The organism is Roseburia sp. TF10-5 (assembly GCF_003462365.1).
GTDB lineage: Bacteria > Bacillota > Clostridia > Lachnospirales > Lachnospiraceae > Roseburia > Roseburia faecis.
The window spans coordinates 1-24,366 of record NZ_QTYW01000019.1 but is presented as its reverse complement, the minus strand read 5'-3'; the positions used below and the strand labels follow the sequence as shown (position 1 = coordinate 24,366).

General features: G+C 34.6%; 28 protein-coding genes and 2 pseudogenes. 22 read left to right on the top strand and 8 right to left on the bottom strand.

The features are described from left to right. The first annotated feature begins 3 nt into the window (after positions 1–3). The 4 genes from DXD06_RS14085 to DXD06_RS14070 all read left to right on the top strand — a co-directional run bounded on the left by DXD06_RS14085 (position 4) and on the right by DXD06_RS14070 (position 2,909). Positions 4–1,236, top strand: a complete 1,233-nt coding sequence (locus DXD06_RS14085) for an AAA family ATPase (RefSeq protein WP_243001114.1) — start codon at positions 4–6, stop codon at positions 1,234–1,236. 332 nt (positions 1,237–1,568) lie between these two features. Continuing rightward, on the top strand, positions 1,569–1,787 hold the full coding sequence (locus DXD06_RS14080; protein WP_117832636.1) for a hypothetical protein: 219 nt from the start codon (positions 1,569–1,571) through the stop codon (positions 1,785–1,787). A 52-nt stretch (positions 1,788–1,839) separates the two neighbouring features. Beyond that, positions 1,840–2,268 (top strand): hypothetical protein, encoded by a 429-nt coding sequence (locus tag DXD06_RS14075; RefSeq protein WP_055262634.1) that lies wholly within the window; start codon positions 1,840–1,842, stop codon positions 2,266–2,268. Positions 2,269–2,288: 20 nt separating this feature from the next. Continuing rightward, a complete protein-coding gene (locus DXD06_RS14070) occupies positions 2,289–2,909 on the top strand; it encodes a hypothetical protein (protein ID WP_117832634.1) in 621 nt (206 codons plus the stop codon). 92 nt (positions 2,910–3,001) lie between these two features. Here the strand turns inward: DXD06_RS14070 and DXD06_RS14065 are convergent, their stop codons facing one another. From DXD06_RS14065 to DXD06_RS14055, 3 genes are read right to left on the bottom strand one after another with little or no spacing between them, the layout of a single operon-like run. Next, a complete protein-coding gene (locus tag DXD06_RS14065; protein ID WP_117832632.1) occupies positions 3,002–3,487 on the bottom strand; it encodes a hypothetical protein in 486 nt (161 codons plus the stop codon). Then, positions 3,484–3,876 carry a DUF6120 family protein gene (locus DXD06_RS14060; protein ID WP_117832630.1) on the bottom strand — a complete coding sequence of 131 codons (393 nt, stop codon included), beginning with the start codon at positions 3,874–3,876 and terminating at the stop codon, positions 3,484–3,486. Before DXD06_RS14060 ends, DXD06_RS14065 begins: the two co-directional genes overlap by 4 nt. After that, positions 3,863–4,231, bottom strand: coding sequence for a PadR family transcriptional regulator (locus DXD06_RS14055; protein ID WP_117832629.1), 369 nt, complete (start codon positions 4,229–4,231; stop codon positions 3,863–3,865). The genes DXD06_RS14060 and DXD06_RS14055 overlap by 14 nt, the downstream gene beginning before the upstream one ends. A gap of 149 nt (positions 4,232–4,380) precedes the next feature. Here DXD06_RS14055 and DXD06_RS14050 point away from each other — a divergent pair, with 149 nt between their 5' ends. Beyond that, complete coding sequence (locus DXD06_RS14050; RefSeq protein ID WP_117832627.1) at positions 4,381–5,544, top strand: hypothetical protein; 1,164 nt, start codon at positions 4,381–4,383, stop codon at positions 5,542–5,544. A gap of 32 nt (positions 5,545–5,576) precedes the next feature. Here the strand turns inward: DXD06_RS14050 and DXD06_RS17165 are convergent, their stop codons facing one another. The 3 genes from DXD06_RS17165 to DXD06_RS14040 all read right to left on the bottom strand — a co-directional run bounded on the left by DXD06_RS17165 (position 5,577) and on the right by DXD06_RS14040 (position 6,534). Beyond that, a complete protein-coding gene (locus DXD06_RS17165) occupies positions 5,577–5,738 on the bottom strand; it encodes a hypothetical protein (RefSeq protein WP_158569549.1) in 162 nt (53 codons plus the stop codon). 162 nt (positions 5,739–5,900) lie between these two features. Then, complete coding sequence (locus DXD06_RS14045) at positions 5,901–6,179, bottom strand: hypothetical protein (RefSeq protein ID WP_117832625.1); 279 nt, start codon at positions 6,177–6,179, stop codon at positions 5,901–5,903. 16 nt (positions 6,180–6,195) lie between these two features. Beyond that, entirely contained in the window at positions 6,196–6,534 is a 339-nt protein-coding gene (locus DXD06_RS14040) for a PadR family transcriptional regulator (protein WP_117832623.1), read from the bottom strand. A gap of 149 nt (positions 6,535–6,683) precedes the next feature. Between DXD06_RS14040 and DXD06_RS14035 the strand changes: the two genes are divergently transcribed. From DXD06_RS14035 to DXD06_RS14025, 3 genes are read left to right on the top strand one after another with little or no spacing between them, the layout of a single operon-like run. Further along, the gene (locus DXD06_RS14035) at positions 6,684–7,604 is read left to right on the top strand and encodes a hypothetical protein (RefSeq protein WP_117832621.1); all 921 of its coding nucleotides are present in this window, start codon (positions 6,684–6,686) and stop codon (positions 7,602–7,604) included. Then, a complete protein-coding gene (locus DXD06_RS14030) occupies positions 7,601–8,506 on the top strand; it encodes a hypothetical protein (protein WP_117832619.1) in 906 nt (301 codons plus the stop codon). The genes DXD06_RS14035 and DXD06_RS14030 overlap by 4 nt, the downstream gene beginning before the upstream one ends. Beyond that, complete coding sequence (locus DXD06_RS14025) at positions 8,499–9,122, top strand: ABC transporter ATP-binding protein (RefSeq protein ID WP_243001112.1); 624 nt, start codon at positions 8,499–8,501, stop codon at positions 9,120–9,122. The genes DXD06_RS14030 and DXD06_RS14025 overlap by 8 nt, the downstream gene beginning before the upstream one ends. A 338-nt stretch (positions 9,123–9,460) precedes the next feature. Here DXD06_RS14025 and DXD06_RS14020 read toward each other — a convergent pair whose 3' ends face one another. Together DXD06_RS14020 and DXD06_RS14015 are read right to left on the bottom strand one after the other, a co-directional pair. Continuing rightward, the gene (locus DXD06_RS14020) at positions 9,461–10,654 is read right to left on the bottom strand and encodes an ATP-binding protein (RefSeq protein ID WP_117832615.1); all 1,194 of its coding nucleotides are present in this window, start codon (positions 10,652–10,654) and stop codon (positions 9,461–9,463) included. A 198-nt stretch (positions 10,655–10,852) separates the two neighbouring features. Further along, entirely contained in the window at positions 10,853–11,266 is a 414-nt protein-coding gene (locus DXD06_RS14015; protein ID WP_243001110.1) for a site-specific integrase, read from the bottom strand. 86 nt (positions 11,267–11,352) lie between these two features. Here DXD06_RS14015 and DXD06_RS14010 point away from each other — a divergent pair, with 86 nt between their 5' ends. The 14 genes and pseudogenes from DXD06_RS14010 to DXD06_RS13945 all read left to right on the top strand — a co-directional run. Beyond that, entirely contained in the window at positions 11,353–11,559 is a 207-nt protein-coding gene (locus DXD06_RS14010) for a hypothetical protein (protein WP_243001108.1), read from the top strand. A gap of 485 nt (positions 11,560–12,044) precedes the next feature. Next, positions 12,045–12,482, top strand: a pseudogene (gene tnpA / locus DXD06_RS14005) (IS200/IS605 family transposase). 130 nt (positions 12,483–12,612) lie between these two features. Next, the gene (locus DXD06_RS14000; RefSeq protein ID WP_117832611.1) at positions 12,613–13,677 is read left to right on the top strand and encodes a hypothetical protein; all 1,065 of its coding nucleotides are present in this window, start codon (positions 12,613–12,615) and stop codon (positions 13,675–13,677) included. Positions 13,678–13,714: 37 nt separating this feature from the next. Continuing rightward, on the top strand, positions 13,715–14,395 hold the full coding sequence (locus tag DXD06_RS13995) for a hypothetical protein (protein WP_117832609.1): 681 nt from the start codon (positions 13,715–13,717) through the stop codon (positions 14,393–14,395). After that, positions 14,392–15,285: an ABC transporter ATP-binding protein gene (locus DXD06_RS13990; protein WP_117832607.1), complete on the top strand. Its 894-nt coding sequence runs from the start codon at positions 14,392–14,394 to the stop codon at positions 15,283–15,285. The genes DXD06_RS13995 and DXD06_RS13990 overlap by 4 nt, the downstream gene beginning before the upstream one ends. 34 nt (positions 15,286–15,319) lie before the next feature. Beyond that, a complete protein-coding gene (locus tag DXD06_RS13985) occupies positions 15,320–16,564 on the top strand; it encodes a radical SAM/SPASM domain-containing protein (RefSeq protein ID WP_117832605.1) in 1,245 nt (414 codons plus the stop codon). Between the two features lie 18 nt (positions 16,565–16,582). Then, positions 16,583–17,605 carry a radical SAM/SPASM domain-containing protein gene (locus DXD06_RS13980; RefSeq protein ID WP_117832603.1) on the top strand — a complete coding sequence of 341 codons (1,023 nt, stop codon included), beginning with the start codon at positions 16,583–16,585 and terminating at the stop codon, positions 17,603–17,605. Positions 17,606–18,085: 480 nt separating this feature from the next. Then, positions 18,086–19,063, top strand: a complete 978-nt coding sequence (locus tag DXD06_RS13975; protein ID WP_117832601.1) for a S8 family serine peptidase — start codon at positions 18,086–18,088, stop codon at positions 19,061–19,063. A 5-nt stretch (positions 19,064–19,068) separates the two neighbouring features. After that, a complete protein-coding gene (locus DXD06_RS13970; protein ID WP_117832599.1) occupies positions 19,069–20,799 on the top strand; it encodes an ABC transporter ATP-binding protein in 1,731 nt (576 codons plus the stop codon). Between the two features lie 93 nt (positions 20,800–20,892). Then, entirely contained in the window at positions 20,893–21,573 is a 681-nt protein-coding gene (locus DXD06_RS13965; RefSeq protein WP_117832597.1) for a response regulator transcription factor, read from the top strand. Beyond that, a complete protein-coding gene (locus DXD06_RS13960; protein WP_117832596.1) occupies positions 21,555–22,787 on the top strand; it encodes a HAMP domain-containing sensor histidine kinase in 1,233 nt (410 codons plus the stop codon). The genes DXD06_RS13965 and DXD06_RS13960 overlap by 19 nt, the downstream gene beginning before the upstream one ends. A 151-nt stretch (positions 22,788–22,938) precedes the next feature. After that, complete coding sequence (locus tag DXD06_RS13955) at positions 22,939–23,805, top strand: DUF4300 family protein (protein ID WP_158569548.1); 867 nt, start codon at positions 22,939–22,941, stop codon at positions 23,803–23,805. Positions 23,806–23,967: 162 nt separating this feature from the next. After that, entirely contained in the window at positions 23,968–24,114 is a 147-nt protein-coding gene (locus DXD06_RS13950) for a CD1871A family CXXC motif-containing protein (protein ID WP_117832395.1), read from the top strand. After that, positions 24,107–24,366, top strand: a pseudogene (locus DXD06_RS13945) (4Fe-4S binding protein); the annotation flags it as partial. The gene DXD06_RS13950 and the pseudogene DXD06_RS13945, both read left to right, overlap by 8 nt.

The following is a 24,366-nucleotide window of genomic DNA, read 5'->3' as shown; positions in this document are numbered from 1 at the left end:
GGTATGGGAATTTATCTGAATCCATCTGCGGATGGATTTGCATCCATTATGAAAACCGGAGATTATGTGGATAAAACCGGATTGATTACCTATATGAATGCGGTATTAAACTCTTCCAGAAATATGCTGTGTTCAAGCAGACCACGAAGATTTGGAAAATCTTATGCTGCACAGATGCTTTCCGCTTTTTATTCTAAGGGAGCAGATGCGAGGGATCTGTTTGCACATTTGCGTGTAGCAAATCCACCGGATGAGACAAAAGAGAAAGAGAAAGAGTGGTACAATAAATATCGTAATAATTGTGACGTCCTGTTTTGGGATATGGCGTGGTTTATTTCCAATGCACAGAATATAGAGGATACAATTTTGAATCTGCAGCGTGACATTGGAAAGGAATTACGGGAAGCCTTTCCGGATTGTGTGACAGAGGAAGTCGTATCTTTGCCGGAAATATTACTTACAATCAGTGTAAAAACCGGGCATAAATTTTTGATTATTATTGACGAGTGGGATGCGTTGTTCCGTGAAGCGCCGGAAAATACAGAACTGCAAAAGACATATATTCAGTTGTTGCGCGCATTGTTCAAGGGAATTCAGGTTTCCCGTTTTTTGTGTGGAGCTTATATGACGGGAATTTTACCGATCAAAAAATATGGAACGCAGTCGGCCCTTACCGATTTTACCGAATTTACGATGCTTGAGCCGGGACCGCTGGCACCCTATGTTGGTTTTACAGAGGATGAGGTAAAAAAGCTGTGTACCGGTCATCACATGGATTATGAGGAAATGCGCAGATGGTACGATGGGTATTATTTTGATGAGATCGGGCATGTGTATAATCCAAATTCGGTGATAAAGGCAGTTTTTTGCGGAAAATACAGTAATTACTGGACACAGACAGAAACTTATGAATCACTGCGAATTTATATAGATTTAAATTTTGATGGTCTGAAGGAATGTCTGGTCGATATGCTTGGAGGAAAGCGTTGCCGGGTCGATATCGGGTCGTTTCAGAATGACATGACTTCCATGAAAAGCCGGGATGATGTACTTACTTTACTGGTGCATCTGGGATATCTGGGATATGATGCAGACAATAAAGAGGTGTATATTCCAAACGAAGAAATCAGGGAAGAGTTTATTCGTGCAATCAAAAACGGCAGACGTCAGGAACTGGTGAAAGCAATTCAGCTGTCAGATCATTTGTTGAAGGCAACGATAAACCTGCATTACTGATCGAGTTGAAATGGGACAAATCTGCAGAAAAAGCGATTACACAGATCAAAGAAAAGAATTATACGCAGTTGGTGAAAAAATTGGGATATGATGGGGAGGTTCTTCTGGTTGGAATCAATTATAGCACCAAAACAAAGAAACATTCCTGTGTGATTAAAAATTTTAGATAATTATGTAGAGAAACCGTGGTACATATCAGGATGCATCACGGTTTTTGGTTGTCAGGAGAAAGTGATAAAACAATGTATAGAAAAATAAAACATAGTTGATATATACAATCAAATATGCTAATGTGAAAACACAACGGGCAATGATGATTTTATGGAGGATGAATGGGAAAATATAGGGTATTAGATATTTTATCTTATGTACCAAAGCAGGAAATTGATTTGGTACAGTTGGAAACCATATTTGTTAATGAAATTAACAATGTAAATGCAGCGGCAAATGGTTATTACGTCGAAAAATATAAACAAAGCCGTGAGTTAGAGAAAAATATAAAAATAGCGGTTGAAGATTTACAGAATGAAGGAAAGAAGATTGAAAGATAATAGCTGTGGTAGGATATAAGGTAACATAAGCTATATTGTATAGGAAACAGATATGAAAAAGTTTTTTCTGATTTTTATAATAATTTTTAGCCTGATAGGATTTGTTGGGTGTACTCAAAAAGATGATACAAAATCGCAATTTATTAAAGATTTTGATATAGATATTGAGGAAAAAGATATTGAACTTAAAGAAGAGTTTAATGATTATGGAGGTTTTCCATATGAGGGAATGGCTCTTTATAAGATAACTCTGGATGAGGATGCTGCCGAGGAATTTGCGAAGTGGGAGAGTTTGCCGTTTTCGAAAAAGGCTGGGGATTTTTTGACAAGTGTTTCTACTTATATTGAACTTCCAACAATTGAAGATGGTTATTGGAAACTTGTTGATCGGAATCCAGGAACAAAAATGTACACGAATGTTTCCTTTTGTGTATATGATGCAGAAAATAAAATTGCATATTTAATAACAATGGATAGTTAGAGTATTTGAAGGGATAAATAATGTTAAAGAAAATATTACCGGTAATTATTATAACGGTCTGTTTATTATTTGCGGGTTGCAAAGCTCCTGCAGATCAAGAACAGAAAAATAATACAGAAACAGCTGTCTTATCTACGGAAACACAGGAAGAGGATTGGAAACAGGTTCATTCTACACAAAAGGATCTGGAAAAACTTCCGCAGAAGATACAGAAAATTTTTTCAGATAATCAAACATTCTTTGATGTGGAAAAAGGAAAAGAATATGATAAGAATTCTTTTATAAAAACATTGACAAAAGAAGGTTATCGGCCTCGGTGGGCAGAATTTCTGGTGGCAGACTGGGATAATGATGGAGAATATGAATTAGCTGTTTATATAAAAAACAGTCCGGATTATAATGACTGCAGAATTTTTGATGCGTCAAATAAGAAAGTGTATGCGCATGCTTTTACGGCCCGTGCAATTGAGGGAATCAGTGATATGGGAATTATCAGAGGTTCAAGCGGTGCAGCTGATACAGACTATGACAGATTGTTTCTGGATGGAAAAGAACAAAAATTTTATGAATATAAAGGGGAAAAGGTATATTTATCGGTAGAATATGCATGGAGCCATGATTCTATTGTCTCGGGGATGTGAAATAAGAGCCGGGGGTATATATGCCGGATATTTATAATATTTACAGGTATGAAAAACCGTGGTGCATATCAGGATGCATCACGGTTTTCTTTTTACTGTAAAGTTCCGTTTTTGGTACAGGAAATGGAAACAGTACGCGTAGTTGAAGTGATTTCGGAATTGGAAAGGATATGTGAGCCTGTTGCAGAAGCATATCCGGTATTTCCGGATTTCCAACTCGATTTATTGGTAACTTTCCATGCTGAAGAATTACTTTCTGCGGTAACATCAGCGCTTGTGCAGGAAGAAGTGCTTCCGTTATAGGTAAAAGAAGCATGTACCGTCACATACCATAAAGTAGTGCCGGAAGAATTTACATAACGTTGTGTTTTACTTCCACTTTTGGTCTGGGTAGCTGAAAAAGGCTGAATTCCAGAACCTGACGTTTCAACAAGTTCTGTCACACAGTAGAGATCATCGGAAATGGCTTCTTTTGTAACTGTAACGGTTTGAGCCTGAAGAGACTGACTGGGTATTGCGGCACATATAAGTGCGGAAGAAAGTAATAAAGCAGAAATAAATTTACCTGATTTTATCATTGAGGGTCCTCCTTTAATATAGTTACTTCTTTTTGTATAAAAGTATCTAATTCCTTTTTGTGTTGTACATTTATGTTATAGATATATATGGCTGAGAATATCAAAACGAAAACGGTAATGATGATACAGATCGTTTTTATATTCCATGTAAAACACACATTTTTCTTTTGCTTATCAATTGATTGCTCCGAAAAATAATCGTTTACCAGTTCCTGTGGATCTCCAAATTGTGAAACAAGCTGTTCATAATCGAGAGAATCCTGTTGCGCTGCATAAGAAATGACAGCGTCTTTCAAATTAGAAATAAATCTTGCGTCTGTGGTATGGTAGTGTTTAAACTGCTTCTGCACAGCCTTTATATATTTATCCGTAATTTTATCCTTGGTCATTGTCTCCCCCTTCTTCCTCCGGTGTAACCGTATATTTCAATACCTGTTGGATCGCATTGGCAGTCGCGTAATAATCCTCCAAAAGTTGTTGAAGATGCGTGCGGCCACTGTCTTCCAGGTGATAATAAACATTCACCTGACGGCGTCCAACCTGTTTTTTGTAGTCTGAAATATATCCGGCATCTATTAATTTGTAGAGGGCGGGATACAAAGAACCAACTGGAATATTCAGGTATCCATCGGTCTGTTCCCGGATCAGGGTTGATATTTCATAACCATAATAGTCCTGCTGGCTAAGCAGATGCAAAATTAACAATTCGACGGAACCGCGCCGGAAGTTACTTTTGTTGTTCATAGGCTTTTCCTTATTTTGAGTGTATTGTAAATTAAATAAGATAATAAGTCAATATATAGAAAAACTAAAATATAGTTGACATACACAATCGAATATGCTAACGTGAAAATGTAACAAGTAATTCAACATTCAAACACAGGAGGGTAAATATGGTAAAAACAAAAAAACTTCAAAAAAATCTTGGAAAAGGGTTATTGGCAGGCGCATTGGAGAAACCAGAGGTGCCTGATACAATAAAATTTAAAAAGCATTTTAAGAAACTCGTCAGCGTTGCTCTTTCCGCTGTCATGGTTATGGGTATGTCTGTAACAGCTTTTGCCGCTGAACCGCAGACTAGCGAAATTGAAAAGACTATTTCAGCAAATGGTTATGATTTTACAGTTACAGAACACACTGCACCAGATTATTCCGTAAGTCGTACTTACACTAAAAGTATGATGACACGTTCTGCTACAACTGAAGATGAAACAAGAGCAATGCTTCTTGCTCTTGGCATGAACGAAGATGAAATCAATGCTATTCCTGCGGACACGCTACAAGATTTCGCAAATGGCAAAGAGGTAACAGTCGTTACTTCTTATACAAAACGTAATGAAACCGCCAACACTACTGTTGGGTTGCCCGAAGAAACCGCTTTAACATCTGCCGCCGCTCTTAGCGAAGAACAGGAAAATTATATACTTGAAAATCAGCAAGGAATCGCTACTTGCGGAGAAAAGCCGAATAACTCAACTACTGCTGGAGTATTTGAAGATAGCTATATGAAAATCACTCATTCCGCTATAAATCAAGGAAACGGTTCTTACAAATTTACAGTAAACGCCACATGGCTTACAATGCCTTTCTTCCGAGGATATGACTCTATCGGTTCATGTGCAATGAATGGAACTGTAACCCCAAATACAAGTTCCGGAAAATATTGGTATACAACAAAAACATATTACTTAGGAAAAGTAACTTCCACTCCGTCTGGCAATATTACGATTACAAATAAGAGTAACGCTGTAAACGGAAATTGGTATGGCTCTGCTGGTATTTTTAATCTTCCGAATGACCCAGGTAGTTCTAATGGAACGACCGTTTTACACACAGACCTAAAAGCATATTATGAATACAAAGGTCACGTTTCAAAGCCTAAAGCGGAAAGCTACTTTAATACCGTTGGAACTTATAGTCACGCCACCGTAGGAATAAGCTTTAGTCCTTCTATTTCGATTGATACCACAGGAACTGCTTCTGCTTCTATTGGATTGTCACTATTTGCCGACAAAGATGTAAGAAATGCAGAAAGAGAAATTCACTACCGTCCATAATTAAAAAAAGTGGGGAGAACCTCCCCACTTTTTTATTTCTTTTTATTATTAAAATATACTATAAGACCACTTGCAACAGCAATACTTACTATCGCTCCTAACTCAGGATAACCACCAAAAAATTCTATTCCCAATACCATAGAAACCAAACCAACAACAAGCGTTAAAACCAGTGTAAAAATAACTTTCCCCATTTTTATTTCTCCTTTCTTATCACCGTGATTAAATATACTCTAACTGTTTGCCATTTCCATGCAGAAGCTCTTTCTCAATTTCTTCTTTTCCACGAATAACACAAGCATAGGTTAGAACTTTTGGATTGTCCGTTGCAATTTCCACCTCTTTCCCGATACATTTCAGAATACAATAATAACTTTCGTTAAAATCTTCAATAAAGAAACCAGAGGTGCCTGACACAATAAAATTGATTGCTCCGAAAAATAATCGTTTACCAGTTCCTGTGGATCTCCAAACTGTGAAACAAGCTGTTCATAATCGAGAGAATCCTGTTGCGCTGCATAAGAAATGACAGCGTCTTTCAAATCAGAAATAAATCTTGTGTCTGCGGCATGGTAGTGCTTAAACTGTTTCTGCACAGCCTTTATATATTCATCCGTAATTTTATCCTTGGTCATTGTATCCCCCTTTTTTCTACTGTGTAACCGTATATTTCAATACCTGTTGGATCGCATTGGCAGTCGCGTAATAATCCTCCAAAAGTTGTTGCAGATGCGTGCGGCCACTGTCTTCCAGGTGATAATAAACATTCACCTGACGGCGTCCCACCTGTTTTTTGTAGTCTGAAATATATCCGGCATCTATTAATTTGTAGAGAGCAGGATACAAAGAACCAACTGGAATATTCAGGTATCCATTGGTCTGTTCCCGGATCAGGGTGGATATTTCATAACCATAATAGTCCTGCTGGCTAAGCAGATGCAAAATTAACAATTCGACGGAACCGCGCCGGAAGTTACTTTTGTTGTTCATAGGCTTTTCCTTATTTTGAGTGTATTGTAAATTAAATAAGATAATAAGTCAATATATAGAAAAACTAAAATATAGTTGACATACACAATCGAATATGCTAACGTGAAAATGTAACAAGTAATTCAACATTCAAACACAGGAGAATAATAATGAAAAAAGAAGGTTCCACTGCTTCTATGCTGTGGCTGGATATCCGTAGGGGATTTTGCAGTAAGCGGTTTTGGGGCATTGTTGGGGTAGTTACAATTGTTTTTGTAGTGTTTCTTACACTTGACATCATATATCCATTACAAAAATATTATAATGGGTATGGAACGTTTGACTGGAAATTGGACTCAATCTCGATGGCTCCATTTGCTGTTCGTATCGGTATTTTATCAATGGATCTGTTTGTCACTTTTTTTCCATTTATTGGAGTAATAGCATATGCTGGAACGATAATAGATGAGCGAAAAGACGGATATTGTTATCAGATTATACAAAAAAGAGGGTTTCATTCCTATTACTGGAGTCATTTTGTCGCAAGTGGGCTGCTTGGGGGACTTCTTGCGGTAGCTATTCTTATAAGCTTATATCTGTTGACAGACATTGGGATAGGACAAAATCCATTATGGAAAGATGCAATACAAGTGTATCTTACACCCGAATTTGGATCGGAAAACGAGACGGTTTATTTTGGCATCCATATTCTTACAAAATCAGCAGGACACGTTGAACTTGTATTGTTGGGAATGGTCAGCTTCTTTTTGACGGGATGTTTGTTTGGGTTATTAGGAGCGATAATTGCATTTGTATCAGATGCACGGGTTCTTGTATATGCAATGCCAATGATCATTATGGAGACCGGGTGTGGGGGACTTTATGCAATTTCCCTGTTGTTTGGAAGAGATTCTGTTGCCGCAAATGTGCTGGCATATTTTTATAACATAACAGGAGCATATATTTCATTTGGAAACTTATTAAGCCGGTGCATTGTGATCTTTTTGATTATTTTAATGCTATGTATTGGAAAAGGGATGGAATCTAAAGTGGTTCGGTATTATCTCGGAGAGGAGATCAGACAGGTATGAGAGAAACCATAGGGGCGGTTGTTCGCAAACCGGTGTTTCGAATAAAATTAATTGCTATTTCGCTACTTTTCGTTGTTTCGTTGATTGAACAGGTATCCAATAACTATATTCAGTCATCCGGGCAACAAGTGGGAAGAATGACGGTTATTTTATTGTTGATGCATACATTCAGTTATTTTTCATTTTATCTTTCAGTTTTTTTGGTTGGATATATATTACTGATTCCGGATATTGTTAAGGATGCATTTATAGAAAGGCAGACAATGATGCGGTGTCAGTCCCGTATGCGGGCGGCAAAGTATGCCATAGGAAAAATTATAGCCTTTTCGATTCTTTATGTTATTTGGTTTGTAATGCTTACCATCCTTGTTGGGGGGATCTGGTTCCATGACTTTTCATTGGCATGGCCTAAATTTATGGATATCCAGCAAAGACAGCTTGCAGCCAATGGATTATCTACAATTACATGGATTAATATACCGGTTGGAGCAGGCAAATATCCAACACTGCTTGTGGCAGGATTAAGCTGTTTGCGAAGTACGATTGGGTTTATTTTTCTGGGATTGCTGGCTTTACTGGTAACATTAATTACTGGTAAAACGCGCAATGGAATGGGGATTGTTATTCTTTTGGCAGCGATTGCAGGCTATGTAAAACTATATATGAATGATGTATTTACTTATTGGAATTCAGCACATCCGATTGGAAATAAACGCAGTTATATTCGTATATCAAAGGCTACCATAACACCATTGTTTACAACCTGTCTAAAATCGGATGAATTTATGCCATGGATGCGCTATGGTATTATTGCGGGCATTCTTTTATGTGTCATCACCGGAGCAGGAATTATGCTTTATTACAGGAAAGGGGATTTGGGCGATGAGGATCGAGATGAATAATATTAACAAAACAATAAAGGGTGTATCGCTTCTGACAGACATTAACCTGGCACTGGAATCCGGTCATATCTATGGATTTGTCGGAGATAATGGCAGTGGAAAAACGGTATTGTTTAAGGTGTTATTGGGACTGATGCACAAGACTTCCGGGACCATTCTGGTAGATGGCAGGGAACAGAAGGATCTGATGCAGGATGTTGGTTTCATCATTGAACGACCGGAGTACATACCATATTATTCAGCAAAAAAGAATCTGGAAATCATCGCGGCCTATCGGAAAGTCGCGGATGATCAGCGCATTTGCACGGTATTGGAGATGTTCGGCTTAGACCCGTCGGATAAGAAGGAGGTGGGAAAGTATTCGCTCGGTATGAAGCAAAAGCTTGCACTTTCCATGGCATTTCTGGAAGATCCGAAAGTATTGATACTGGATGAACCGCTCAGCGCGCTGGATGCAGATTCGGTGCAGGAAGCCCGCAAGCGCATTTTGGAGGAAAAGGAGCGTGGAAAGCTGATTCTTATTGCATCCCATTATCCGGAGGATATCCAATCACTGTGTGATGAGGTATATTGGATGAAGAATGGACATGTTTTACCGTCGAAGGAAAATAAATGATGTCAAAGTTATCAGAAAAAGAATAAGAAATGGCATATTTTTGTAGTATGAAAAAGGTACGGGAGTGTACTTGTGTTTCCAATCGTTTTCTGCTACAGTAGGCTTATACAGAACAGATGATTAGCAAAGGAGCTTTCTCGGGATAAGAGAAAGCTCTTTTTGCTGTATAAATCATAAAGGATCAGGGAGGCGAATCTATGGTGCAGAAATGATCACATTGTTGTCAGAGGCAATGCCATTAAGCCAGTTGTTCGAAGTTTTGTTCGATAGCTGCATATTCCGCAAAAACAGAGCACTCGCTCCGCATGAGCGGAGCGCTGTTCCACTAGGAAATGATATTATTCCCGTAACCATCTGCAAATATCAACAACTTGCACACCTTGATAATCATAGGTTTCATGATGCGTCCTTGCAATTATCATCTTAGGATATGCATCCCTTATTGCAAGCAGTGGCGAATGTTCTCTTTCAAATGTTTTTTCATCCGAAATATTATCGCTTACCTGAATATATATTTGCGTCTCACGTTTCTTAGCTACAAAGTCCACTTCTCTTTTATAGAGTTTCCCAACATATACCTCATATCCTCTTCTGCGTAACTCCAGATAAACAATATTCTCATAAACTCTTCCAAAATCCATGTTACGTGTACCATTGACTGCATAACGGAATGATGAATCGCAAAGATAATACTTGCTATTGTTCGCTAGGTATTTTTTCCCCTTTAAATCATACCGTTTTGCCTCATAGAACAGAAAAGCATTTTCCAAATAACCAATATATTTCGATACCGTCTTTCGGGTTATCTCACTTCGGTCATTGTTTAAGGTTTTGCTGATATTATTTGGAGAAAGTAAGTTACCAATATTATCCATCATAAATTCTGATATATTGGTAAACTCTGATTTATTTCTTATCTTATACTTTTCTACCAAGTCTCTGACAAGAATGGTTGAATACACATCTCTAACATAGTCATACTGTCTATCCTCAGTCTTATATACATAAGCCCCCGGCATGCCACCAGTTCGGACATACTGATCAAATGCATCGTCATATCCATCTGTAATTTCATAATAAGTTAGATATTCCATGAAAGAAAATGGATATACCTTTATTTCCATCGTTCTTCCGGTAAAAAGTGTTGCCAAATCTGAACTCAGCAAAAATGCATTTGAACCGGTAATGTAAATATCATAGATTCCTTTGGCGTAAATACTATTGATTGCAAGCTCAAACTGAGGGCACAACTGAACCTCATCTATCAATAAAACATTCGTCATTCCCTCTTTGTATTGATCGAGAATGTACTTATGCAATGTGTGATATTCTAACAAATAATCAAACTCTAATTCCTGAAGGTTTATCATTACAATATTTATCGGTTCCTCTAATGACTGCAAGTATGTAACAAACTCTTGCAGCAATACTGATTTGCCGCTTCGTCTGATCCCCGTGATAACTTTTATATCTGGTGTTCCATACAATTCAATTAGTTCATCTAAATACTTTTTTCTTACTATAAGCTGCATGGTGCCATCCCCTATTCCCACTTTTAAAAATTTTTTTATTTTTCGGTAATATAATTTTCAAACACATATTAACACAATCTGTATCTTCTGTCATTATTCTATTCCCACTTTTTAAAAAATATTCATTTTCAGGTAATAAGCACCTGAAATCAGAAATCAGAGGTGCCAGAAATCAGAGGTGCCTGACACAATAAATATTTAATCCAGAAGGCTGGAAAGCATGAGTGCGACCATAGCCTTCTGCTTCAAATCCGGCATGGAATCAATAAGGATGGAAACCTCCTGTTTGGAAGGGACAAAGGGAAGATATTCGTCAAATCTGCGCATAGGAAGCTGGGTATCATCCCACGGTTGGTGAAGGACATACAGGGTAAAAAAGCGCAGCTGTGAAATAGCACAGTTTATGGTACGGTCAGAAAGATTTCTGGAATTTTGAAGCCATCGGATATAATCACGGAGTTCCGGCCAGGAAACATCTTCCGGAAGTTTGTGAAGGCAGGTGGAAAGATAATCCAGATAAGCCCTGATATAGGTGCAGTAATTTTTAAGAGTATGGTCAGTAAGACCACGGAGGGAAATCATTTCCCGAAAAGAATTTAAATAATTGTCCATGATAAAATCTCCTTTGAAATGTAATAGAAAATAGAAATATTTCAAAAAGGGGAGGTGGACGGATAAAAAAACAGAATGTGCTTACTGTGGAGGAGCAGCTTGTAACAGTAAACGAAAGAATCCAGGAAGTAGAGAATGAATTGAAACAACTTCGTTCACAGAGAAAAGAAATTCTGGAGAAAATTGAAGAACAGAAAAAAGAAACTTTATTTCGAGCGGTGATTGCTTCGGGAAGAATCGTAGAAGATGTTCTTGCAATATTAAAAGCCCAAGATCAGAAAAAAGAACAGTAATTTAGAAAAAAGATGTTTATTGCTATGAAACGTGTAGCAGTAAACATCTTTTTTGTTACCGTGATGGAACAATCACGCTGCGACTATCAAGATAGGAGCCAATATATATATTTGAAAAATATGATGATGTCGAGGGTATGGGGAGCGAAATCCGCATCAAGTTTGTCGAGTAGGAAAAAGTCACGAAGTGAGTTTTGAGTTACTCAGGCGAAACTTGCTCTTTATTGACAATCTGAAAGTTGCATTAATGAATATTTAAATGAGGTATTTAACAAATATAGATTTTTTAGTGATATTTATGATTTATAATATTTGAAAAGAAGATCTTAGAGTATTAGTTGTAAATGAAAGGTCTAATCCCCCAGCTATGCTGGGGAGAATGGAGTAAGCAGAAGCGTGTAAGATAATAATAGAAAGCCTCCTATGCTAAAATGAGAATGGTGTCGCAAGCAAAACTCAAAATTTAGTATAGGAGGCGGTCCAAGATGGACAATAAGAGTTTATCACACGTAAGGTGGAAATGCCAATACCATATAGTTTTTATTCCGAAATACAGAAAGAAAGTGTTGTATGGAAAGCTAAAAACAGATGTACGAGAGATAATTTCTACATTATGTAGATATAAAGATATAAAGATGTGGAGATTATAGATGGTGCAGTATGCGAGGATCATATTCATTTAAGTGTAGCAATTCCGCCTAAGTATAGTATTTCAAAATTTATGGGGGTACTTAAAAGGTAAGAGTACGCTAATGATATATGATAGATATCCAGAATTGCAGAGTAAATGGGATAAAGCGTTCTGGACCAGAGGATATTATGTTTCAACAATTGGTAATATCACAGAAGAGGCAATAAAGAAATATATAAGAGAGCAGGCAGAAGAGCCGAGAAAAGAAGATTCAAGAAGTACCGATTTATAAGCGGACCAGTAACAATGCTTGCGATACCGCCCTTTTGGGTGAGCATGTAATCGACCCTTATGAGGTCCAATCCAAACCACCACTTGAAGTGGTGGTAATGACTAGAAATATTTATTTTTGAGGAGGATACATGAATATTTATATGTTGAAAAAAGAAATAAAGTATTTGTTAAAAAATACTATTTTTTATTTAGGGATTATAATTGTGATTTGTACGTTAGTGTTAACATTAAAGCCGTATTTAAATTTATATGAAAATGTTAGAGAAGAAAATAGCAAAATTGTATATGGTGATGAAGGTATAATTAATGGGTATATACCAACTGAAGCTAATGAGCAAAGAGAACAGGCTTTTAATAGAATATACGAATCATTGATTGAAGATTTTGATGTCTCAGAAGAAGAAGCTACAGATGCATTAAATAAAATAAAAAAGATGCATACACAAGAAGAGATAGCAGAATATTTACATGAAAATTATGGAATATCAGAGAGAGGAGTTGATAATGTTTTTGAAAGTTACATGGAAAAACATGCTACAAAAAAAGAAATGAAAGAGTATCTAAGAGAAACTTTTTCAAAATCGACGTTTCCAGAAAGTTTTTCTTTTAAGTACATTGATTATTTAGGCATTGGCTTAATTTACTTATCTATCATTACATTCGTGTTGATTTTCATGAGGGATATGAAAAAAGATATATTTAGTTTGCTCCATACCAAGCCGATAAGTGGTGTTTCTTATATAATGACAAAACTTTTAGCAGGTTTAATTCCCATATGTGTATTTGCGCTGATAATGACTGGTATATTTGATGGAATTGCTAATATGGTTGCGCCACAATATGGCTCGGAAATGGAATGGGTTAGTATTTGGGTAAAGTTAGTACTATTTATTTTGCCTAATATATTTATGATTGGGGTATTCTTTATTTTTATTACTGTGATTTTTAAAAGCATATTACCAACAATTCCGATGTTATTAGTGTATGCAACGTATTCAAATATGGGGAGAATTACAGAGGTTGGGTATAAGTATATTCCCAATCCATTATCAATAGTGGTTCGTTTCCCAAATGATTTAGGTAATAATTATATTCCTACATGGACTATTATTAATCAAAGCATATTAATTATATTGGCAATTTGTTTGCTTGGAATTTCTATAAAGTTGTGGAAGAGGAGAAGGATAATATGAGGTTTATAAAATTTTACGTGATGGAGGATTGTGGATTATGAAGTGTAATTTTAAAATTAGTCTTCCGTTATATAAATTATTATATTCTATGGTATTTATGTTTGTAATGGCATTAATTAGACCCACAGTAACACCAGTAGAAATTCTAACTGTCATAGAGCCTAATTTATGCTTTCTAGCAATTGTTTTTGTGGCAGATATATATTACTGTGAGTTTAGAGAAAATAGAATAAATGTGTTTTATCTATTTCCGGACAGATTAAAATATAAAGCTGTAGTACAGAGATTTTTAATAGATTTTGTGTATTTGATATTACTGGATCTTATATTTTATTGGATTTATATTTTGCTTCAAAATAGCAATTTATTTACTGAAGAAATAATTTCGATATATGGATATAGTATTTTAATGTGTTTTATGACAGTGCTATTTTTTGCATCACTTTCTGTTACTATGGTGAATTTTTTTCAAAATATGTGGTTCGGACTTGCAATAAGTTTAGCAGTATGGTTTGTATTTAATACAAAAGTTAAAGAATATTTACCAACGGTATTAAATATATTTGCATATAAAATAACTCCAGAAATTAATGGTGGGATAACTCCATATTTTTTTAGTCGTGCATTATATATGGTAGTTGGCATTGTAATGTTAATCATGAATTATTTGTTGGTGAAACGTTCACCAATGAGAAAAGTAAAGGAAGGGAAAAAATGATTGAAATAAGAAATTTAACAGTTCAGTATAAAAATGGTGTAAAGGGATTAGATAATGTAAATCTAACAATTCCAAACGGAATATATGGACTTTTGGGAGAAAATGGGGCAGGAAAATCAACATTGATGAATGTATTAACTACATTGTTAACACCAACTAGAGGAACGGTTATTGTTAATTCTGTAAATGTTATACCACAAAATTATACAAAAGTAAAGAAAATGATAGGGTACTTACCGCAGGAACTAGGAATGTATCCCAATCTTACTGTTCGTGAAACTTTAGAATATGTAGCAGCTTTATCAGGAGTTGATCCGATTAAAAAAAAGAAAAAAATAGAGTATTTGTTGGAGCGAACTAGCCTAAAAGAACATGAGAAAAAGAAGAACAAACAATTATCAGGAGGAATGAAAAGAAGAGTTGGTTTGGCACAGGCTTTGATAACAGATCCTCAGTTTTTGATTGTTGATGAACCAACTACTGGATTAGATCCAGAGGAACGTATTAGAATTAGAAATTTGCTTGTAGACTTTGGAAGAGATAGGTCTGTTTTATTCTCATCTCATGTAGTAGAAGATTTGGCATCTACATGCAATGATTTGTGTATTTTGAAAAAAGGAAAGAAAATATATGATGGTACAATACAGCATTTAATATGTGAGGCTGATAATCATGTCTTTTCATGTATGTTAAGTAGTGAAGAAGAATTTTTGAAGGTTCAGGAGAAATATAAGATAACAGGTAAGAATTATTCTAATGAGGGTATCGATATTCGACTGGTAAGTAAAAGTGTTCCTGATGTAACTGGGATAGAATTTCAATATGTTAAACCTACTTTAGAAGATGCATATATCTATAAATCTAGTTCAGAGAAATTTGAAGAAATATAAAAACTTTTAAGAAAGAGAAGGGCGGAATGTACAAGTGAAAAAGTTAAAACCGTATCGAGAAATCATAAATGGGGATAAAGTCATTATTGCTAATAGGGATACAGGATCTTGGATTAGAATATCCCGTCAGTGTAGAGATATTGTATGTACAGCATGTGAATTTTCTTTAACAAATAGCGAAATTCTAGAAAGCTTAGCAGATGATGAAGATCGGATTTATATCAATGAATTACTGAAAAAATTGAAGGAACTGGGGGTAATTGGCGATGAAGAAAAAGAAGAGGTAATTGATGTTGTATATTTGTTGCTTACTAATCGATGCAATTTGAAATGCATTCACTGCTGTGCTGATGCCGCCGATGAAAATTCAGAAGTTTATAGAAGAGAAATGAGTACACAGGAATGGACAGGAATAATCGATAAAATTGTTGATATAGAACCAGGAGGAATCGTATTAACAGGTGGAGAACCTTTACTAAGAAAAGATTTTTTTGAAATAATAAGGTATCTTAGAAGTAAATACAATGGAAAAGTTGCACTGGCTACGAATGCAACTTTAATAAATGACGATAATGTTAAATTATTAGCTGAACTGATTGATAAATTTGATATTAGTATTGATGGTGTGGATGAGGAAAGTTGCTCGATAGTTCGAGGAAAAGGTGCATATGATAAGGTGATTAACTCTGTTCATTTGCTAAAAAAGAATGATGTGAAAGAAATAACATTATCTATGACTTTTGGTACAACAAATTTTCATCTTAAAGAAAAATTTTTTGAATTAAATAAAAAATTGAATACAAAGCCTATTGTAAGAATTTTTATGCCGAAAGGGAGGGGAGAGAAGAGTGTAAAAAAATTTAATAGCTATATACAAGAAGATATAGATACCGTGCTTTCTGAAAAAGAAATCAGAGATGCAAAAAAGTCAATGAAAATAATTACGTGTGGGGCAGGAATAAGTGAATTTGTTGTGAACTATGATGGTTGGATCTATCCGTGTCCTAATATGATTAATAATAAATACAAGTTGATTCATATGAATGATGTTGGTAACTTAAAAAAATTGAATGATGAAATTTTTGAAAAAAATGCGGAAGGTTTTTGTCAGTTGATGAATATTCAACCGGAAAATGTAAAAAGGTGTAAAGACTGCAAAGTTAATTTATTTTGTTGGAGTTGTTTAGAGGACATAGAATTACATATTAAGGATGAAGCTGCATTTTTAAGACGATGTGAAAACAAGAAAAAAATTCTTTATCAAATTTTATGGGACTAGAATCTGGAGGTGACATAGATGTATGCTTTTGCTATTTGGGTAACTACTAAATGTAATATGCGTTGCTCTTATTGCTACGAAGGTAATGATAAGGATAGTCATTTTATGGACAAGAAAACAGCAGATGAAACCATAAAATTTGTAATAGAAAAGATAAATAAATCAGATATGACTATAATTGATTTTCATGGTGGAGAACCGTTGTTGAATTTTCCGGCGATAAAATATATTGTTGATAAGTTACACAATGAGTACAGGGATTATAAATTTAGTTTTGGGATTACAACGAATGGCACCATATGTACACCAGAAATCTTAGAATTTCTTTCTCATAATTTTGGGTATTCTTTAACGGTAAGTCTTGATGGAACTAAGAAAGCTCACGAAGCAAATCGGAAATTATCAAATGGAAGAGGTACGTATTATGAAGCATTGAGGACAGCGATGGCTTTGTTAACAGATAAGCAACGTTGCGATGTAAGAATACGAATGACAGTTGTTCCTAATAATATAAGGGAGCTGGCAAAAGGTGTAATAGAACTGATAGAAAAAGGATTTAAGATTATTATTCCAGTAATTGACTATTTTGACAAAAATTGGAAACAGTCAGATATAGAGATTATATATCAGGAATTAGATAAAATTAAAAAATACCTCATAAAGAAAAATAAATTTTCTGAGGTAGTAGTGTCTATGGTTAATGACAAAAATAAAATATTAGGGAAATGTAATGGGGGGATGACCTCGTTTCATATAACACCTGATGGTGATATATATCCGTGTGCTTATGCAGTTGGAAATAGTAATGAAAAAATGGGTGATGTGTTTCAGGGAATTGATCAAAAAAAGGTTGATGTATATCAAAAATTATATTTATTAGAAAATGAGCAGTGTATCGGATGTGGAAATTATAACAAGTGTGCATCTTCAAGATGTAAATTTTTGAATCATAGTGTTATGGGAGAATATACAAAACCGATTCCAGTATTATGTATGATTGAAAATATAAAACATGATATAAGCACTCAAGAAAATTTATGACATAAAGCAAATATGTACATTGATAAGGAGGAAACATTATGTCAGAAAAATTGAAAATTTAAAAAATTGAAGAATGTGAGAAAGAGAATCTGGAAATTCAGGGATAGTCAGGTGGCTGTTGGCATGATTGCAAAACATGGTATGGAAATACGACAATACCTAAATGTGAGTATACACATACAGCGCATGATAACTGGTTCTTATAATATTTTATGGATAAGAACTATATAATACTTTACATAATATTCTAAGGTCAAAGTGGTGTCATAAGTAAATTGAGTGGTTATTATAGCGGCAGTGGGCAATTATAGTCCACTGCCGTGTAATTATGAAATTTAATTTGTCAAGCCTATTGGAACCTTCACGAACTGAAAGATGGAAACGACTTCAATAACTCGTTTATGCAGATGGGTGCATATTGATTAGTGAGTATGGTATTGGTTATTCGTATATTATATATTAGATTGGTGGTGTGGTTAGATGAAAAAAAATATAAAAATAGCGCTTATAGATAGTGGCATAGATAGTAGGTTTCAAGAACAGGTTGCTTCGGGAGTTTGCATTTTGTATGATGAGAATAAGAATTCAGTATATCTATCAGATGATTACACTGATGAAAATGGACATGGAACCTACTGTGCACAAATAATTACTTCACATTGTAAACATATTGAATTTATCATAATTAAAATATTGGATCAAAATAATATAGGATATAGTCGAGCTTTGGTTGAAGGGTTGAAGTATATTATTCCATTTTCTGTGGATATTGTGAATATGAGTTTAGCAGTGCTTTGTGATGAATATAAAAAAGAAATAGAGGTACTGTGTTCTAGGATAAGAGATAATGGTGCGATTATTAATGTTTCTGTATTAAATCATGCATCAACAAGTTTTCCAGCTTCTTTAGACTCTACTTTAGGTATACGGGGGGCTTTTAATGTTGATCCCTATAAAATATGGTATAATGCAAAGAACGAAATTCAGTGTGTATCCAATTTAACACCTGTTTTGGTTAGCAATATTGATTGTAAAAAAACATTTTTTGGTGGTAACAGTAAAGCAACAGCTTTAGTATCTGGATTATTAGCAAAAGCTATGTATACAATGCAAATTGATGGAGAAAATGCACTGAAAAGTTTAGTGATAAAAACTGATTGGTGTGAAGATGACATTCAAAAAGAGTTTACTGTCCAAAATAAGGAAAAGGTAGGAGTGGAACTTTTAGCACTTTCAGAACAAGTGTGTGATTTTTTAAAATTCAATAAAAAGCAGAGGGAGAATATATTAGAAAGAACATTATTTCCGCCATCAATATATATAGAAAAGGAACAATTTATTTGCTTGATTGAATATCTGTCTGCGTTTTATCATAAAGAAGTGATACTGGGGCAATTTGAGATTTCTAATTTGTCTACAATTTCATCAATCTATCGTTACTTTAAAGGAGAAAAATAGGTAATATGAGTGGAGAAAGAAAAAGAAATTTAAAAAATTTTTTTCAATTATTAATGCGGTATAAATGGCATCATATTGCTGCAATGATTTTTTCGGTTTTAAATTCGGTATTAGTATTACTACAACCCATATTTTTAATGAAGATTATAGATGAAGGTATAACAAATTTGGATATGGCCTCATTATTAAAGAATATCTTATATTTTATAGGAATTATTATTGTACAAAATATATGTGAATATTTTACAACATATATTTACTCAATTATAGGTAAGAGATTTATTCTAGATTTGAGAATTAGGGTAATTAAACATGTTGAAAGCATGTCTGGAGAGTTTTTTACCAATACGGATGCAAGTGAGATTTTTACTATTTTTGATGATGATATTGATAATATTGAACAGCTAGCATCTAAAATGATTTTTTCGGTGATTTCAGATATTTGTATTGCCATTATTATGTGTATATATTTGGGACACTTACAGTTGGAACTTTTTACAGCTATTTTGGTTATACAACCAATTATGTTTATAGTTCAGAAGAAAATAAATAGGAATAGTAACAATTTAGCATTTGAAGCGAGATCTACATTAGGAGAAATAATTAAGCAAGTTCAAGAATATTTAATGTCAATGATTCAGTATATTAAACTAAATGCTAAGAATGTTTTCTGGAGAAGATATAAAAAAAGTAGTGATGAATATGTACATAAATGTATAGGATTAGATATGGCTTATTGCAAGAGTGGCGTTTTGGGATCTTTATTGAGTGGGAGTGTAGCATGTATAATATTTGGTTATGGAGGTTATAAAGTTATTTTAGGAGAATTGACGCTGGGTGGACTTATTACTTTTAATCAATATTCGCAAAAGCTTTTTCAGCCAGTAGTTTCAATTGCACAGAATAGTACACAATTGAAAAGAATATTGGTGTCTGTTGATAGAGTATTTAATTTACTAAATCAAGAAAATGAAATTATTCCGATAGAACCTATTTGTGATTTGCCTATTCGAAGAGGTGATATATATTTTAAAAAAGTAAGTTTTCATTATGTGGAAGGTAAAGAAGTTTTTCATGCTTTAGAATGTCATTTCATGTCATGTTCTTTTAATGGAATTGTTGGAAAAAGTGGTGAAGGAAAAACAACTTTTATAAACCTCTTATTTCGTTTGTGGGATATTCAGTCAGGAGAAATAGAAATAGATAATATAAATGTTAAAAATTACAATATTAACAAATTAAGAGAGAATATAGACATTGTTTCACAGGAAGTTTTTCTGCTGAATGATACTATAAAGAATAATCTTACTCTTTTAAATGAGAACATATCAATGGAAAAAGTAGTCACTATTGCAAAAAAAGTTGGCTTATATGATATGATTTTAGATTCTCCCAAAGGGTTTGATACGGTAGTTGGTGATAATGGAATTAAGTTGTCGGGTGGGCAAAAACAAAGATTATCCATTGCAAGAGTATTGCTGAGGGAAGCACAGATTGTTATATTTGATGAGGCAACTTCGTCATTAGATAATGCTGCCCAAGAAAATATAATAGACTTAATATTTAGCTTACTTAAAAATAGAACAGTGATTATTATAGCACACAGACTAAGTGCAGTAAAAAGGTGTGATAACATTATAGTAATTAATAATGGGCGAGTAACAGAATCTGGAAATCATAATGAGCTTATGGAAATGCAAGGAGAATATTATGCATTGTATAATGCGGAAATATAGATTTGCGATTCGGGGAAATTTTGTTATAATTTATAAATATTATAAAAGGAGAATAGTGGCTATTATAAACATATAGCTAGTTGGTAAACATTGATGAAAGCAAATATTTTAGTTGTAGACGATGATTCTAATATTATAAAAGTAATTAAGGATTTTTTAGAAATGGAGAATTACAGTATCTATGTAGCTGAAGATGGGAAAACAGCTTTAATGTTGCTAGGGGAGAAAATTGATTTAATAATATTAGATATTAATTTACCTGATATAGATGGAATCGAACTGTGCAAAAAAGTTCGTAACTATTTGAATGTGCCTATTATTTTTTTATCAGCAAGAATAGAAGAAAGTGATAAAATTATTGGCTTAAGAGCAGGTGGAGATGATTATATTATAAAACCATTTTCTTTGGGAGAGTTGCAGGCACGTATAGAAGCTCATTTAAGACGAGAACGAAAAAAGCATGATCGGAGAAAGGTATACTCAGATGGGAAATTATGGATTGATTATAAGGAGAAAAAAATATTTTATAACGAATGTTTAATAGGCTTAACTAAAAGTGAATTTATGATAGTTGAATTGTTATCTAATTATCCAACGCAAATATTTGATAGAGAAATGATTTATGAAAAACTTTGGGGGTTTGATAAAGAGGGTGATAATAGAATGGTAACAGAGTTTATTAGTAGAATAAGGAGAAAGATAAAAAAGTTTACAGATTATGAATATATTGAAACGGTATGGGGATGTGGATATAAATGGAACGAAAGAAAGTAAGTAGTATAAAATGGTCATTATTTTTGCATTTAGCTGTTGCCCTTATATTGTCTACTAGTTGCTCTGTGATTGTAAATACATTAGCCAGTCATGTTGAAGATGCTATTTGGCTAAAATCTGTAGATAATATTTCGGAATATTATGAGATTTATAATGAATACAGTAAGTTGTTTGGAGGAGAATTATCAATACCCCCAACTCAATTGAGCGAATTGAGTAAAGCTGATGCAGTAATTATTGGAATATGTGATTTTGCTATTACATGGTGTAGTCTAATTTTTACCTCTTTTTCAGTACTCATTATTTTAACAAGGTTTTATAAAAAAAGATTAAAAAAACCTTTAGTTCTTTTAGAAGACAGTGCAATGAGAATAGGTAATCAGGATTTAAACTTTCGGATTGATTATAGGATAAATGATGAAATGGGGCAACTTTGTACAGCATTTGAAAAAATGAGGGAACAACTTTGGGAAAATAATAAAGCAATGTGGAAAGCGATTGAGGAGCAGAAACAAATGCGGGCGGCTTTTTCACATGATTTGAGAACTCCTATGTCAGTTTTGAAAGCGTATATAGAATATTTAAATCGATATTTCCCACAAGGAAAACTAACAAATGAAAAGGTAATGGAGGTAGTAAATGATTTAGATGAGCAAATCTTGCGTATTGAAAAATTTGCCAATACTATGAAAGAAATAAACTATTTAGAAGAAATTCGCCCAACAAAATCATGTATAGATAGTTGCACAATAGAAAAAAAGACAAGAAAAATTTTGGAAACGTTAGCTGATAAAGGAAAAAAGAATTATAAAGTAAGTTATCAGTGTGATATATCAGAGATGTATTTAGATTTAAATATTTATCTTGAAATAGTTGAAAATGTAGTTGCAAATGCAGTGAGATTTGCTAACAGAAAAATTAGTGCAGAGTTATACAGTAACAAGAATCAGTTATATGTAATAATTTGTGATGATGGTCCTGGCTTTAAGCAGCAAGAAATTGATAAAGCAACAAAGCCATATTATCATGGGGGAGGTTTGGAAGAAACACATTATGGAATGGGATTGTATATAAGTGATGTTCTATGCAGAAAGCATGGAGGGAAGTTGATTTTAAGTAATCTTACATCTGGAGGAGCTTGTGTAAAAATAATTTTTGAAAATGTAAAGAAATCAGAGGTGCCTGACACAATAAATAGGGATACTTTGCGTTGATTGTCGGAAATGTGAGGTAATGCAAATCGACCAGATGGCGTCTTAAAGAAAACTTAAGTTGTATTCCGTAGCGGATATGTTACAATGTGGCAAAGAAAAATGTGTCAGCTCTATTGTTAAAAGGGCTGATAGGCAAAGGAGATATTCACACATGAAAAAGATAGCTTATGTTTTAATATTCGCTTTATTGGTACCGTATTTGTTTGTGACGCAACCGACCGTGGCAAGTGCAAAGGCAACGTACCGCGGAGCCTATTCGAATCTTGTAGATGCCAAATCACGCAAAGAAGTGAAAAAGGTATTGCTTGATGCGGGACTTTCCGAAAAGAATGTGAACGCATGGCTTTCCGATGTAAAGGATTATAATAAAACGATCAAAAACACCGGACTTGTCAAGAAAGGGTTTAAGAAGCTTTCGACAAAAAATCCGCAGTATGATGAGAACAAGATCATGGAATTGTGGAATAAAAAATATCCGGATTTTATCGGATACAATTGCCGCATTACCGCATTTGATCTGATGAAAGACAAGATCTCGGTGAAGGCAGATGCAAAGGTAAATGCGTCGAATCTGTTTATGGATCAGGATGCGCTTAAACATGCGCCGGCAAAGAAATTTACCAAGAAGCAGAAACATGCTTTTGAGACCTTGTATTCTACGTTAAATACGGCTTATACAACGGATGTCGATACACACATCAAAAAGCAGAAGAAAGCGTGGAAGCAAAATGAGGTAAAAATCTCCGGAACGAAAGCATCTCTGATTACGGTTGTATTTCATTCCAGTTTCGGGGAAAATGAGAATGAACTATTTATCGGTCATGCCGGTGTATTGGTGCCAACGAAAGACAAGAAGCTGCTTTTTGTGGAAAAGCTGTCCTTTTCCCTGCCTTATCAGGTGCTAAAGTTTGAGAACCGAAAGCAGTTGAAAAATTACCTGATGGGAATGTATGATATCTCGTGGGGACAGGAAGAGGCAAAGCCGTTTATCATGGAAAATACGAAAACTGCTTTGTAATAAGGTGGGACTGCTTGAGAAGTTCTCAATAATTTCTTAAGAATTAGAGCGCAAATCTTAAAGATATCTTCCTTTTTCAAACACAGGGTGTTCATATTCCTTTGCTAATCTATTATCAGCGTAAACAACGACAAAATGTTAAAACTTAGGAAGGGAAAGGATATGAAACAGATAAACAGAGCAGCAGCGCAGATCACGCTTCTGGCAGCAGCGATCCTGATGATCGGATACGGTGCGATGCGCGGGGAGGCAGCCACGGTACTCTCAAAGGCAATCAAATTATGTCTGGAGTGTGTTGGAATTGGATAAGAAAAAACATAAAATATCACAGTTTCTGGCGCACTTTCGGGGATGGATTCAGGCCGTGGCAACGATTCTTACCAATATCCATCTGCCGAACTTTTTTAAAGGAGAGATTTACAGAGGGGATGCAAAGACCATCTGTGTACCGGGACTGAATTGCTATTCCTGTCCGGCTGCATCAGGGGCGTGTCCGATCGGTGCTTTTCAGGCTGTAATCGGTTCTTCGAAGTTTAAATTTTCTTATTACATAACGGGATT

Bases quoted from the DNA above. Each gene is read 5' to 3' on its own strand.
- DXD06_RS14085 (WP_243001114.1), top strand. From the start codon at position 4: ATGGGAATTTATCTGAATCCATCTGCGGATGGATTTGCATCCATTATG.
- DXD06_RS14080 (WP_117832636.1), top strand. From the start codon at position 1,569: ATGGGAAAATATAGGGTATTAGATATTTTATCTTATGTACCAAAGCAG.
- DXD06_RS14075 (WP_055262634.1), top strand. From the start codon at position 1,840: ATGAAAAAGTTTTTTCTGATTTTTATAATAATTTTTAGCCTGATAGGA.
- DXD06_RS14070 (WP_117832634.1), top strand. From the start codon at position 2,289: ATGTTAAAGAAAATATTACCGGTAATTATTATAACGGTCTGTTTATTA.
- DXD06_RS14065 (WP_117832632.1), bottom strand. From the start codon at position 3,487: ATGATAAAATCAGGTAAATTTATTTCTGCTTTATTACTTTCTTCCGCA.
- DXD06_RS14060 (WP_117832630.1), bottom strand. From the start codon at position 3,876: ATGACCAAGGATAAAATTACGGATAAATATATAAAGGCTGTGCAGAAG.
- DXD06_RS14055 (WP_117832629.1), bottom strand. From the start codon at position 4,231: ATGAACAACAAAAGTAACTTCCGGCGCGGTTCCGTCGAATTGTTAATT.
- DXD06_RS14050 (WP_117832627.1), top strand. From the start codon at position 4,381: ATGGTAAAAACAAAAAAACTTCAAAAAAATCTTGGAAAAGGGTTATTG.
- DXD06_RS17165 (WP_158569549.1), bottom strand. From the start codon at position 5,738: ATGGGGAAAGTTATTTTTACACTGGTTTTAACGCTTGTTGTTGGTTTG.
- DXD06_RS14045 (WP_117832625.1), bottom strand. From the start codon at position 6,179: ATGACCAAGGATAAAATTACGGATGAATATATAAAGGCTGTGCAGAAA.
- DXD06_RS14040 (WP_117832623.1), bottom strand. From the start codon at position 6,534: ATGAACAACAAAAGTAACTTCCGGCGCGGTTCCGTCGAATTGTTAATT.
- DXD06_RS14035 (WP_117832621.1), top strand. From the start codon at position 6,684: ATGAAAAAAGAAGGTTCCACTGCTTCTATGCTGTGGCTGGATATCCGT.
- DXD06_RS14030 (WP_117832619.1), top strand. From the start codon at position 7,601: ATGAGAGAAACCATAGGGGCGGTTGTTCGCAAACCGGTGTTTCGAATA.
- DXD06_RS14025 (WP_243001112.1), top strand. From the start codon at position 8,499: ATGAATAATATTAACAAAACAATAAAGGGTGTATCGCTTCTGACAGAC.
- DXD06_RS14020 (WP_117832615.1), bottom strand. From the start codon at position 10,654: ATGCAGCTTATAGTAAGAAAAAAGTATTTAGATGAACTAATTGAATTG.
- DXD06_RS14015 (WP_243001110.1), bottom strand. From the start codon at position 11,266: ATGGACAATTATTTAAATTCTTTTCGGGAAATGATTTCCCTCCGTGGT.
- DXD06_RS14000 (WP_117832611.1), top strand. From the start codon at position 12,613: ATGAATATTTATATGTTGAAAAAAGAAATAAAGTATTTGTTAAAAAAT.
- DXD06_RS13995 (WP_117832609.1), top strand. From the start codon at position 13,715: ATGAAGTGTAATTTTAAAATTAGTCTTCCGTTATATAAATTATTATAT.
- DXD06_RS13990 (WP_117832607.1), top strand. From the start codon at position 14,392: ATGATTGAAATAAGAAATTTAACAGTTCAGTATAAAAATGGTGTAAAG.
- DXD06_RS13980 (WP_117832603.1), top strand. From the start codon at position 16,583: ATGTATGCTTTTGCTATTTGGGTAACTACTAAATGTAATATGCGTTGC.
- DXD06_RS13975 (WP_117832601.1), top strand. From the start codon at position 18,086: ATGAAAAAAAATATAAAAATAGCGCTTATAGATAGTGGCATAGATAGT.
- DXD06_RS13970 (WP_117832599.1), top strand. From the start codon at position 19,069: ATGAGTGGAGAAAGAAAAAGAAATTTAAAAAATTTTTTTCAATTATTA.
- DXD06_RS13965 (WP_117832597.1), top strand. From the start codon at position 20,893: ATGAAAGCAAATATTTTAGTTGTAGACGATGATTCTAATATTATAAAA.
- DXD06_RS13960 (WP_117832596.1), top strand. From the start codon at position 21,555: ATGGAACGAAAGAAAGTAAGTAGTATAAAATGGTCATTATTTTTGCAT.
- DXD06_RS13955 (WP_158569548.1), top strand. From the start codon at position 22,939: ATGAAAAAGATAGCTTATGTTTTAATATTCGCTTTATTGGTACCGTAT.
- DXD06_RS13950 (WP_117832395.1), top strand. From the start codon at position 23,968: ATGAAACAGATAAACAGAGCAGCAGCGCAGATCACGCTTCTGGCAGCA.